Here is a 12,460-nt window from a genome sequence, read left to right on the forward strand (position 1 = left end):
GAAACGCACCGCCTCTACCCATGTTCGTCAATGCTCCGTCGTGTCGCCGGTATCTTAGGCGATTTCTGGCCAAGGACATACTCTCTGGCACGTCCTTTTCCGGCAATCGCCCGGGGCCGACCAGACGGCCGCCGGCGCCGCAAGATTTGCCGCCGATCAGCCGCCGTATCACAGGCGAAGGGATTCCGGGGCCGTTGCGGGCGCAAAGCGTATAAAATTCGCCGCGTCAAGACGCGACCGGCGAGACCGCGAACCAGTCGCGGCATTCCCGGGACTCACCGGCGCATCGCCACCCTGTCTCGCAGCGTCTAGGCTTGCTCCATTTTTGCCAACCTGGACCCTGATCGGATTACAGCGTGTTTGATGCAATCATTTTCGACCTTGACGGCACCCTGATCGACTCACGCGCGGCCATTCTTGACGCTTTCGGCAAGGCGCTGGCGGAAAAAGGCATCGCGCCGCGGATCGCGCTGGGCGCCGTGCGCATTGGTCCGCCACTCGCCGAAACGCTGCGCGAGCTGAGCGGCAGCAGCGACCCGCTCGTCCTCGAATCGCTTGCCGAGCACTTCAAGGCGCACTACGACAGCACCGGCTACCAGGCCAGCGAAGTCTTCGCCGACATCCCCGAGCTGCTGGCAACGCTGTCGGCGACCGGCGCGCGCTGCTTCCTGGCGACCAACAAGCGGCTGCTGCCGACGCGCCTGATCCTGGAGTACCTGCGTTGGCAGAACTACTTCGAGGCCGTCTACGCGCTCGACTGCCAGACGCCACGACTGCCCGACAAGGCGACGATGCTCGCGCAGCTCATCGCCGACAAGGCGCTGCCCCCGGCGCAGACGATTTATGTCGGCGACACGCCCGAGGACGAGGTCGCCGCCACCGCCAACGGCCTGCACTTCGCAGGAGTCCGCTGGGGTTATGGGGAATTTTCGACGCCCGGCACGCATTGCCTGGCGACGCCTCGCGAGCTCATCGCCCACCTGACGCAAGGGATGCCGGTGCGCAGCGCCGGGTCGCGCCTGCCGCACTGAAGGAAAGTTTTATAATCAGCAGCGGCCGCTCCTGACACCGCTCCTGACACCGCTCTTGACAACACTCCCGACCCCACGCCCGCCGACGCCATGACCAAGACCTCCGGACCAAGCACCGCCAAAGACCGCAAAGCGAGCTCCCGCGCCGCTGCCGAGCCGCGCCTTTCGCGCCAACGCAAACCGACCGACCTGCCCGTCGACGACTGGCAAAGAGCCTTGCGCCGCCAATTCGGCCGCGAGCAGGCCTTCGACTTCGAGAACCTCGGCGACGATCCGGTATTCTCCGATTTCGTCGTCTTTAACCCGGCGAGCAGCCGCCGCTACCGCGTCGTCATCCGTGGCGCGCGGCCAGGCGACAACTATTGCGCCTGCCCTGATTTTGCGACCAACGATCTCGGCACCTGCAAGCACATCGAATTCACCCTCGCCCGGATCGCTGCGACGCCGGCCGGCAAGCGCGCGCTCGAGCACGGCTTCGCCGGATCGTTCAGCGAACTCTTTCTCGACTACGCCGGCCAGCGGCGCGTGCGGCTACGTCTCGGCAGCGACTTTCCGGCGCCATTGCAGCCGGCAACCAGCCGCCTGTTCGACGCGAGCGATGGCTGGCGACTGCCGCCCGAGCGTTTTACCGACCTTGCGGAGTTCATCGACGACGTCCGCAACGCCGGCCACGAGCTGCGCTGCCACGACGACGCGCTGGCTTTCGTCGCCGAAGTGCGCGACGGCGAAGCGCGCCGCCAGACGCTCGCCGCGCTCTACCCGCTGGGCGCCGACAGCCCCGGCCTGCAGGGTCTGCTCAAGGTCGAGCTGTATCCGTACCAGCGCGAAGGCGCCTTGTTCGCGGTGCGTGCCGGCCGCGCGCTGATCGGCGACGAGATGGGCCTCGGCAAGACCGTGCAGGCGATCGCGGCGATGGAAATATTCGCTCGCCACTTCGCCGCCGAACGCGTTCTGATCGTCTGCCCGACTTCGCTCAAACACCAGTGGGAACGCGAGATCGCGCGCTTCAGCGAACGCCGCGCAACGGTCATCGGCGGCCTGCGCGCCGTCCGCCAGGCGCGCTACGCGCAGGACGACTTCTGCAAGATCACCAACTACGAGACGCTCGGTCGCGACCTCGACCTGATCGAGGCGTGGGCGCCGGACGTGGTAATCGTCGACGAAGCACAGCGAATCAAGAACTGGAACACCATCGCCGCACGCGCGTTGAAGCGCATCGACAGCCCCTACGCGCTGGTACTTACCGGCACGCCGCTGGAAAACCGCCTCGAGGAACTGATTTCGATCGTTCAGTTCGTCGATCAGCACCGCCTCGGGCCGACCTGGCGGCTGCTCGACGAACACCAGCAGCGCGACGAACGCGGCCGCGTCGTCGGTTACCAAAAGCTGCAGCAGATCGGCGAGACGCTGGCACCGATCATGCTGCGCCGGCGCAAAGCGGCGGTGCTCGAACAACTGCCGGAACGCGTCGACAACACGCTGTTTGTGCCGATGACGCCGCAGCAGGCCGAGCTCCACGAAGAAAACCGCCTGCAGGTCGCGCGCCTCGTCCAGCGCTGGCGCCACAGCGGCTTTCTCTCCGAGAAGGACCAGTTGCGGATGCGCTGCGCGCTCCAGAACATGCGCATGTCGTGCAACAGCACCTTCCTGCTCGACCACGAAAGCGACCACGGCTACAAGGCCGACGAACTGGCGGCGCTGCTCGACGACATCCTCGACGATCCACACGCCAAGGTCGTCGTCTTCAGCCAGTGGCTGCGCACGCACCAGCTGATCATCCGTCGGCTCGACGAGCGCGGCTGGCAACACGTGCTGTTCCACGGCGGCGTCGCCAGCGAAAAACGTGGCGCACTGGTCGACCGCTTCAACCAGGATGCCGGCTGCCGAGTCTTCCTCAGCACCGACGCCGGCGGCGTCGGCCTCAACCTGCAACACGCCGCGGCAGTGGTGATCAACATGGATCTGCCGTGGAATCCGGCGGTGCTCGAGCAGCGCATCGGCCGCGTGCACCGGCTCGGCCAGACGCGTGGCGTGCAGGTGATCAACTTCGTCGCCCGCGGCACGATCGAGGAAGGCATGCTGTCGGTACTGGCGTTCAAGCAATCGCTGTTTGCCGGCGTCCTCGACGGTGGCGAAAGCGAAGTGGCCCTGCAGGGAACACGCCTGTCGAAGTTCATGGAAGCGGTCGAGCAGGCGACCGGCGTCGTCGAAGGCCAGGCCGCCAGCGAAGAAGATGGTCAGGATACGCCGCCGCTGGCGGCGACCGGCGACATCGAGGACACCGCTGCCAACGAGCGCGAAGCCGAAGCGATGGCCGCCGCCGCAGCGCCGGCAAGCACCGGTGACGGCGATGAGCCGCCCGACACCTCACCCGGCACCGCCGCGGCACCGCCAGCGCCCGCCACTGACGGAACGGCGGCAGCGGGCGTCGCCAATCCCTGGGCGCCGCTGCTGGCCGCCGGTGCGCAGTTGCTCGGCGAACTGGCGGCCGCGTCGCAAGGCGAGCGTCAATCGGCCTTGGTGCACACCGACCCGGCAACTGGCCAGCGCTATCTCAGGCTACCGGTACCGGACCCTCAGACGGTGAACAGCCTCGCCGAAGGACTGTTGGCGCTGTTCGGCAAGCCGAAATAGCGTCGCTGGCGGGCGCCAGCATGAACGCTAAGGCGATCTCCCATATTGTTCATACCGTTGTATGCGATACTTTCAGTAGATTATGAGGTTGGAGGTATTACTGATGAAGGTCGCCACGGTAGCTGAAAGCAAGGTTTCTCTTGAAGCCGTCCACATTGAAGATATCCGGCTTGCTTCGAGCAAGATGACGGGAGCGGACCGTAGGGTGTTTCAGGCGGAGATGACGCTGAAATACTGCGAGGGCAATCCTCGGCGTGCAGAGGACGTTTTCGGATGGAGTCGGCAGACGGTGCAGCGTGGTCTTCATGAGAAACGTACGGGGATTGTTTGTCTGGGGCTGCACGCGTTCCGCTGCGGCGCGAAATTGTGGGAGGAGAAACACCCGGAGGTGGCGCAAGCTCTCTGGGAACTGGCGGAAAGCCATGCCCAACAAGATCCGACTTTTCGCACGACTTTGTCATTTACCCGCTTGACGGCCGAGGAAGCCATCAAGCAGTTGCGAGCGCGGGGTTTTGCCGACGACGTGCTGCCGTCACGAAGCGGCATGTCGAAAGTACTGAACCGCAACGGGTACCGGCTGCGTCCGGTGCTCAAGGCCAAACCCCAAAAAAAGTCCCCGAAACCGACGCCATCTTCGCCAATATCCGGGAGCATGACCGAGATTGCCAAGGCGAGGCCGTCATGCGCGTAAGCATGGACTGCAAGGCGACGGTGAATATTGGCGACTACTCGCGAGGTGGCAAGACGCGGGGCGACAACCAAGCGGCGGATCACGACATGGGATGCGAAGAGAAACACACACCGTTTGGTGTCGTCGACGAAGACAGTGGGCGGCTCCATTTGTCCTTCGGAAGCTCGGCGAAGACCAGCGATTTCATCATCGACAGCCTCTACGCGTGGCGGGAGAGTCAAGCGTCCGAGGAGTGTGCTCGCGTCACACACATCCAAATCAAGGCGGATAACGGGCCGGAGAGCAATGGCCGGCGTACGCAATTTCTCAAGCGAATCGTCGAGTTTGCCGATCACACCGGCAAGTCCATCCGCCTCTTGTACTATCCGCCGTACCACAGCAAATACAATCCGGTGGAGCGTTGCTGGGGAATCCTGGAAAAGCACTGGAACGGCGCCAAGCTCACCGACACCCAAACGATGTTGGAGTGGGCAAAGAGCATGACGTGGAAAGGCATTCATCCCGTCGTCGAACTGAGCCGCACGGTCTATGAAAAAGGAATCACCGTGGCCAAGGATGCCATGCAAGCTGTCGAGTCCAGGCTGGCACGAAACCCACTTCTACCCAAGTGGGACATCCTGATCCGACCGGCTTGCACGGTATGAAGATCCGTAGAAATCACCTAAAGACTCGCGCCAGCGGGCTTTGGCGGCGACCTTGCCGCCTGCGCGTGCCGTCGCGCCAGCCGCTGTCGCTGCGCTTTGCTCGCCGCTTGGCGAAGAATTACAATCCAGGCCATGGTTCACCTTCACGACGCGGGCTACAAATACCTTTTCTCGCACGCCGACCTGGTGCGCGAGTTGCTGGAAGTATTTGCCCCACCCGGTGTAAACGAACTGCTGGACTACGGCACGCTGCGCCCGGAAACCGGCAACTTCATCACGCCGGCGATGAAAAAGCGTGAAGACGACGTGGTCTGGTCGATCGAACTAAAAGGACAACGCATCTACCTGTACCTGCTGCTCGAGTTCCAGTCGTCGATCGACAAGGGCATGCCGGTGCGGATGATGCAGTACGTTGCGGCGCTCTACGACCATCTGGTACGCGGCAAGACCGTCGATCCGGCAGACGGCCTGCCGCCGGTCCTGCCAATCGTGATCTACAACGGCGACACGCGCTGGAACCACAGTCCAGAGGTCTTCGAGCTGATCCAGCCGCACCCGGCGGTGCTGACCGAGTTTCAGCCAAGGCTGAAATTCTGGTTGCTCGACGAGGGGCGCTTCAGTGCCGAATACCTGGAGGGCTTGCAACGAGTCATGGCGGCGATATTCCGAATGGAGCACACTCGCGACACGGAAGATGCGAAACGAGCGATCCGCTATCTTGGCCAGGCGGTCGCCCAATCGCCATTCAAACAGACCATAGACCGAGCGGTGATGCAGTGGATGCAGTACCGTCTCAGTCGAAAAATGCCCGGGCTGCCACTGCTGGAGCTCGACGACATGCTGAAAGGAACCGAAATGCTGGAAACGAGTATTGATCAATGGCGGGCGAAGGCGGTAGCGGAAGGCATGCTGCTGGGCGAGCAAAAAGGCCTGCAACGCCTGCTTTCTCAACGCTTTGGCGCAATCCCGACGACCATTGTCGAGCGCATAGGGACGGCCGACCTCGAACAGCTCGAAGCCTGGTTCGATGCCGCCGTGAACGCGCCGAACATAGCCTCCGTGTTCACCCCGACACCGAACTGACAAGCCTCTTAGCGTATCCTTGCGCACGCGAACGCAGCAGACCATAGGGCCCGAAGAGTTACCACCATGACTCTCGACCTTGACCACACCCGCCGTTGTCCCTGCCCGCCGCCGCCAATCCTAAACGCAAACCCACCGATGCCATGACCACGAACACCGGACAAGCCGCTGCAAGAAGCCGCAAGCCCGCCCGCAAACCCAGCGAACCGCGCCTCTCGTGCCAGAGAAAGTCAGCCGACCCGCAGCCACAAGCAAATGCCCTGTTCGACGCGGGTAGCGGCTGGCCACTGTCGCCGCGGCACTTTGCTGCGCTGCCCGAGTTCATCGACAGCGTCAGCGCCCAGTCCGGCTGCGCGCAACGCATGACGCCAAGCGGACCTTGTTGCGCTTCTCCTGCGGCCCTTCTGAAAAGCGAAGCGGGCGCATGAAAGCCGTCATCCTTGCCGGCGGAACGGGCACGCGCCTGGCCGAGGAGACGATCGTACGACCAAAACCGATGCTTGAAATTGGCGGCAAGCCGATTCTCTGGCACATCATGAAGATCTATGCCGGCCACGGCATCAACGACTTCGTGATCTGCCTGGGGTATAAGGGTTACATGATCAAGGAGTACTTCGCCAACTACTTTCTGCACACCTCGGATGTGACCTTCGACATGGCAACCAACCAGATGCAAGTGCACGAGCGTCACGCCGAGCCCTGGCGAGTAACGCTGGTCGACACCGGCGAGGCAACGCAAACCGGTGGGCGGCTGCGCCGCGTGCGTGCGCATCTCGACACGGACGAAGCATTCTGTTTCACCTACGGCGATGGTGTCGGGAACATCGACGTCAGCGCAGCGATCGCCTTCCATCGCCAGCGTCAGGTAAGCGCCACGGTCACGGCGGTCACCCCGCCTGGGCGTTTTGGTGCCCTTGAGCTGGCGGATGACCGTGTCGTCGCCTTTTGCGAGAAGCCGCGCGGCGATGGCGGCTGGATCAACGGCGGCTTTTTCGTCCTCAACCCCAGCGTACTCGACCTGATCAACGACGATGGCTGCATTTGGGAAGCGGGCCCGGTCGAACGTTTGGCTCAGACCGGCCAACTTGCCGCGTGGCGACACGACGGCTTCTGGCAGGGCATGGACACCTTGCGCGACAAGAAACACCTCGAAAACCTCTGGGCCTCCGGAACCGCCCCTTGGAAAAACTGGTGATTCAGCCCGCGTTCTGGAAAGGCAGGCGCGTCCTGGTCACCGGGCATACCGGCTTCAAGGGTGGCTGGCTTTCTCTGTGGCTGCAGACAATGGGTGCCGAAGTCATTGGTTATGCGCTACCGCCGGCAACTCAGCCGAATCTGTTCGAGATCGCCCGCGTCGGCCAGAAGATGGAGTCAATTCTCGCCGACATCAGGGATGCGAACTGGCTGCACGCGGCCTTTTCCACGCACCAGCCGGAAGTGGTCTTCCATCTCGCCGCGCAGGCCGAAATGCTGCCCGCTTATTCCCGCCCCGTTGAGACCTACAGCACCAATGTAATGGGCACCGTCAATGTTCTCGAAGCCGTGCGCCAGAACCAGGGCGTACGTGCCGTCGTCGTCGTCACCAGCGACAAATGCTATGAAAACCGAGAGTCGAGACACGCCTACCGCGAGGGAGATTCACTTGGTGGCGCCGATCCCTATAGCAGTAGCAAGGGCTGCGCCGAACTGGTCACCGCCGCCTATCGTTCCTCCTTCTTCAAACCTGTCGATCACGCCAAGCACGGCACCGCGATCGCCACCGCGCGTGCCGGCAACGCCATCGGTGGTGGTGACTGGTCGGCCAACCGTTTGATTCCCGATGCCATTCGCGCGTTCGTCGACAAGCGGCCGCTGCAGGTACGCCATCCCGCGGCGATTCGCCCGTGGCAGCACGTTCTCGAACCTCTGGCCGGCTACCTGATGCTCGCCGAGCAACTGGTCCAACAGGGTGCAAGCTTCGCTGACGCATGGAACTTCGGCCCGTCCGACGAAAACGCACCCAGTGTCGAACAGCTACTAGATGCGCTGGGTAGCCTCTGGGGCGACGGCACTACCTGGGAGCACGACCGCAACGCGCATCCGCATGAAGCGCAGCAGCTTCGACTCGATGCTTCGAAAGCAATCTCCATGCTGCACTGGCAGCCGCGCTGGTCACTCGGTTCTGCCCTGCGGATGACCGTAGCCTGGCACCACGCGCATTTGCGCGGCGAAGATATGGCCGCTGTTTCCAGTCTACAGATCAACCGCTACTGCCGAGCCACTTCCAACGTAGTCATGGCATGAACGCTGACCCACTGAGAGAGCAGATTTTAGAGCTCGTCGAACGCCACGCCCGCGAGACCCGGCCCACCACCGCCTTCCTGGCAGGTGCCAGCGCCGTACCGGTAGCCGGCAAGGTGATTGGCGCCGGCGAGCTTCGAAACATGGTCGATGCCGTGCTTGACGGCTGGCTGACTAGCGGCCGCTTCAACACCGGGTTCGAGCAACGCCTGGGCCAATTCCTTAATGTCGAGCACGTGCTGACCACCAACTCGGGCTCGTCGGCGAACCTGCTGGCATTCAGTGCGCTCTGCTCGCCTAGCCTTGGTGAGCGCGCCATAAAGGCCGGTGACGAAGTTATCACGGTTGCCGCCGGCTTTCCGACGACCATCAATCCAATCCTCCAGAATGGCTGTGTGCCGGTTTTCGTCGACGTCACCCTGCCGACCTACAACATCGACGTGGCCCAGATCGAGAAAGCGATCTCCAGCCGCACGCGAGCGATCATGCTCGCCCATACGCTGGGCAATCCTTTTGATCTCCACGAGGTCTGCCGGATCGCCAAGAAGCACCACCTGTGGCTGATCGAAGACTGCTGCGACGCGCTCGGCTCAAGCTATGAGGGCCGCTCCGTCGGCACTTTCGGGGACATCGGCACGCTCAGCTTCTACCCAGCCCACCACATCACCATGGGTGAAGGAGGGGCAGTTTTCACGCAAAACTCGCAACTGAAGCGCATTCTGGAGTCGCTACGCGACTGGGGTCGAGACTGCTATTGCGCGACCGGCTGCGACAACACCTGCCGCAAGCGCTTCGCGCAACAGCATGGCGACCTGCCCTTCGGTTACGACCACAAGTACACCTACTCGCAGCTTGGCTACAACCTCAAGATCACCGACATTCAGGCCGCCTGCGGGTTGGCACAAATGGACCAACTCCCGGACTTCATCACTGCCCGCAAGAGAAACTTCGCGCACCTGGGGCAGCGCCTTACGCCGCTCGAAGACTTTCTCGTCCTGCCGCAGGCGACGCCTGCCAGCGACCCATCGTGGTTCGGTTTTCCACTGACGCTAAAGCCCGAAGCCGGCTGCGACCGTGTCGACCTGCTCGCGTATCTCGACCAGTACCGCATTGGCACACGCCTGCTCTTCGCCGGCAACGTCACCCGCCAGCCGTACATGGCCGAACGCAATTTCCGCATCGCCAACCCGCTGCCCAACACCGATCGGGTGATGAACGATACTTTCTGGATCGGGCTTTGGCCGGGGCTCAGCACCGACATGCTTGATTACGCGGCCGACAAGATCGGCGAGTTTCTCGGAGTCGGCTTTTGAACGGCTCGCCCATCCTGCCCGCCGGTGACCTGAAACATATCCTCGCCCATACCTGCGATATCTGGCGGGAAATACGCGGCACGCGTCTGTTCATCACCGGCGCCACAGGCTTCTTCGGAAAGTGGCTGCTCGAAAGCATCGTCGCCGCCAATGATGCACTCGGCGTCAAGGTCGCCGCCACGCTGCTCAGCCGAGACCCGACGCGCTTCGCCCGTGAACTGCCGCGTCTGGCACTGCGGCCGGAATTCGATTGGCTCGCTGGCGAAATCGACAGCTTCAGCTACCCCACGGGTCAGTTCGATTTCGTGGTCCACCTCGCCACCCCGTCCGCCGCGGAAGTTGGCGCCGGCGGCACGACCCTGCTCACGTCGGCGCTCCTGGGCATGCATCGCCTATTTCAATTCACCCGACAATCGCGCGCAAAGCGTTTGTTGTTTGCCAGCTCCGGCGCAGTGTACGGGCACCAGCCGGTCGATCTGAGCCATATTTCAGAAGACTACATCGGCGCTCCGGATACGAGCCAGCCCATGTCCGCCTATGGCGAGCTCAAGCGTGTGAGCGAACTGATGTGCGCCCTCACGCCCGACGTCGAGTGCGTCATCGCCCGCGGCTTTGCTTTTGTCGGCCCTTACCTGCCGCTCACCGACAAGTTCGCCATTGGTAGTTTCATGCGCGACGCGCTTGCCGGTGGGCCGATCCGTATTCTTGGTGACGGGACGCCACTGCGCAGCTACCTCTACGCTGCCGACTTGGCAGTTTGGCTACTGACCCTGCTGGTCAAGGGCACGCCGTCCGAGGCTTACAACGTCGGCTCGGACGAAAGCATCGATCTGACCAGCTTGGCCGGGGCTATTGCCACCGCGGGCGATGTGCCAATGGAAATTGCGCAGCCGCGATCATCCGGCCCACCACAACGTTATATCCCAGCGATCGACAAGGCTCGCAAAGAACTCGAACTGGAAGTCAGGATACCGCTGACGACCGCCTTGCGTCGGACGATGGACTGGTCGTGCAGACCACCGAAAAGGGCAAGTTACGGAAGGATCAACGTCACATGAAAGTCGGTTTTTCCAGGTACCACAAGGCCGTTCTACGAACGAAGTAAGGAGCAAGCCTACCTACGATGTTAGACTGGTGGCCACACTCACGCACTTGAACGACCGCATTTGACTGCGCAATGACGCCCGACTCGCCACCAGAAATACTGATCGACGGCAGCCCCCCCAGCTTCCGGGAGTACTGCTTGGAACTGTGGAAGTTCCGCGAAGTTGCCAAGATGCTGATTCGCCGCGACCTGATCGTGCGCTTCCGGCAAACTTACTTCGGCTTAGCCTGGCTACTGTTCAAGCCGCTGATACTCATGGCGGTGATGAGCTTTGCCTTTGGCTTTCTCGCCGGTTTCGACAAGAATCACAGCATTCCCTATCCGCTTATTATATTCTGCGGCGTCATCCCATGGTATTTCTTTTCCAATGCCGTACCCGACGGGATGAACTCGCTGCTCGGCCACATGCACATCATCCAGAAGACATACTTTCCTCGGGCGATAATCCCCTGCGCCGCCGTCGCCGTCGATGCCATCGAGTTTCTTGTCGCTTGGCTACTCTTCGCACTCGGTTGCCTCTGGTTTGGCTATCTGCCCGGCTGGCAGATTGTCTTCTTCCCTTTATTCTGCCTGCAACTGCTTGTTCTTTGCACCGCCGTCAGTCTCTGGCTGGCCGTTGCCAACGTGAAGTTGCGCGACATCGGCAACTTGGTTCCCTTCCTGCTCATGAGCGGTTTCTTCCTCACCCCGGCCGGCTACACGATTGCGCGCATCCCCGAGCCATGGAAACTGCTGTACGCTCTCAACCCCCTCGTCGGCATCATCGAAGGCCTGCGCTGGAGCCTGCTGCGCGGGATGGACGGCTTTCCTGAAACACCGGTGCTGCTGTCACTGGCCGTCACGCTCACCATTGGTCTCGCCGCGACGAGACACTTTCTTGCGATCGAGGCAAGTCTGGCAGACCTTGCCTGACAACCATGGAAAAAATCGTAGTTGACGTGGAAACGCTAGGAAAACGCTATGCGCTGTCGCACCAGCAACGCACGGACTCAATAAAGTCATGGCTGCTCAGCGCAGTAAACCGGGCCATCGCGAATGGGCCGAAGCCGAACGTCGAGGAATTCTGGGCGATCAGAGGAGTTTCATTCCAAGTGCACCGAGGTGAGTGCCGTGCATTGGTTGGCAAGAACGGATCAGGCAAGTCGACGCTGCTGAAGATCTTGTCCCGTATCATTCCGCCAACGGAAGGGCGGGTTCGCATTCGCGGGCGAATTGCATCGCTGCTGGAAGTAGGTACTGGCTTTCATCCCGAACTGACAGGTCGCGAGAACATTTTTCTGAATGCGGCCATGCTTGGTTGTGCTGAGCGAGAGGCGAAGCGCCAATTCGACGCGATTGTTGACTTCTCGGGGGTTGAACGCTTCCTAGACACGCCCGTCAAGCGTTATTCTAACGGCATGTACGTACGTCTGGCCTATGCCGTATCAGCCCACGTCTCTGCCGATATGCTGGTAATCGACGAGGTTCTCGCCGTAGGCGACCATGACTTCCAGAGAAAATGCATGGAACATTTGAAGGCTGGACTGTCCAGCGGTCGCTCGGCCATAATTGTTTCGCACGATCTATCGCTGGTGCGCGAGTTGGCAACTCACGTAACATGGTTGCAGAATGGCCGGATCGTCGAATCCGCGCCTATAGAATCCGACATCTTGCAACGGTACAGTGGCTAAGACTGCCTG

General features: G+C 61.8%; 9 protein-coding genes and 1 pseudogene. All 10 read left to right on the forward strand.

The genetic code is table 11. From position 1 onward, the window contains the following. The first annotated feature begins 356 nt into the window (after positions 1-356). The 10 genes and pseudogenes from QZ656_RS21640 to QZ656_RS21685 all read left to right on the forward strand — a co-directional run bounded on the left by QZ656_RS21640 (position 357) and on the right by QZ656_RS21685 (position 12,451). Complete coding sequence (locus QZ656_RS21640; protein ID WP_291995346.1) at positions 357-1,031, forward strand: HAD hydrolase-like protein; 675 nt, start codon at positions 357-359, stop codon at positions 1,029-1,031. A gap of 90 nt (positions 1,032-1,121) precedes the next feature. Further along, complete coding sequence (locus tag QZ656_RS21645; protein ID WP_291995347.1) at positions 1,122-3,665, forward strand: DEAD/DEAH box helicase; 2,544 nt, start codon at positions 1,122-1,124, stop codon at positions 3,663-3,665. Positions 3,666-3,885: 220 nt separating this feature from the next. Further along, positions 3,886-5,000: pseudogene (locus QZ656_RS21650) on the forward strand (ISAzo13 family transposase). A 96-nt stretch (positions 5,001-5,096) separates the two neighbouring features. Beyond that, positions 5,097-6,083: an Rpn family recombination-promoting nuclease/putative transposase gene (locus QZ656_RS21655; protein WP_291995348.1), complete on the forward strand. Its 987-nt coding sequence runs from the start codon at positions 5,097-5,099 to the stop codon at positions 6,081-6,083. Between the two features lie 424 nt (positions 6,084-6,507). Next, positions 6,508-7,278, forward strand: coding sequence for a glucose-1-phosphate cytidylyltransferase (gene rfbF / locus QZ656_RS21660; RefSeq protein WP_291995349.1), 771 nt, complete (start codon positions 6,508-6,510; stop codon positions 7,276-7,278). Beyond that, a complete protein-coding gene (gene rfbG / locus QZ656_RS21665; protein WP_291995350.1) occupies positions 7,263-8,366 on the forward strand; it encodes a CDP-glucose 4,6-dehydratase in 1,104 nt (367 codons plus the stop codon). The genes rfbF and rfbG overlap by 16 nt, the downstream gene beginning before the upstream one ends. After that, positions 8,363-9,676, forward strand: coding sequence for a lipopolysaccharide biosynthesis protein RfbH (gene rfbH / locus QZ656_RS21670; RefSeq protein ID WP_291995351.1), 1,314 nt, complete (start codon positions 8,363-8,365; stop codon positions 9,674-9,676). The genes rfbG and rfbH overlap by 4 nt, the downstream gene beginning before the upstream one ends. Further along, positions 9,673-10,734 carry an NAD(P)-dependent oxidoreductase gene (locus tag QZ656_RS21675; protein ID WP_291995352.1) on the forward strand — a complete coding sequence of 354 codons (1,062 nt, stop codon included), beginning with the start codon at positions 9,673-9,675 and terminating at the stop codon, positions 10,732-10,734. The genes rfbH and QZ656_RS21675 overlap by 4 nt, the downstream gene beginning before the upstream one ends. A 185-nt stretch (positions 10,735-10,919) precedes the next feature. After that, complete coding sequence (locus QZ656_RS21680) at positions 10,920-11,693, forward strand: ABC transporter permease (RefSeq protein WP_291995353.1); 774 nt, start codon at positions 10,920-10,922, stop codon at positions 11,691-11,693. Positions 11,694-11,698: 5 nt separating this feature from the next. Further along, on the forward strand, positions 11,699-12,451 hold the full coding sequence (locus QZ656_RS21685; protein WP_291995354.1) for an ABC transporter ATP-binding protein: 753 nt from the start codon (positions 11,699-11,701) through the stop codon (positions 12,449-12,451). The last annotated feature ends 9 nt before the right edge of the window (positions 12,452-12,460 follow it).

Source organism: Candidatus Accumulibacter sp. ACC003, assembly GCF_907163085.1.
GTDB lineage: Bacteria > Pseudomonadota > Gammaproteobacteria > Burkholderiales > Rhodocyclaceae > Accumulibacter.

What these genes read in the sequence shown, in the direction of transcription:
- QZ656_RS21645 (WP_291995347.1), top strand. Translation starts at nt 1,122, where the DNA reads ATGACCAAGACCTCCGGACCAAGCACCGCCAAAGACCGCAAAGCGAGC.
- rfbF (WP_291995349.1), top strand. Translation starts at nt 6,508, where the DNA reads ATGAAAGCCGTCATCCTTGCCGGCGGAACGGGCACGCGCCTGGCCGAG.
- rfbH (WP_291995351.1), top strand. Translation starts at nt 8,363, where the DNA reads ATGAACGCTGACCCACTGAGAGAGCAGATTTTAGAGCTCGTCGAACGC.
- QZ656_RS21685 (WP_291995354.1), top strand. Translation starts at nt 11,699, where the DNA reads ATGGAAAAAATCGTAGTTGACGTGGAAACGCTAGGAAAACGCTATGCG.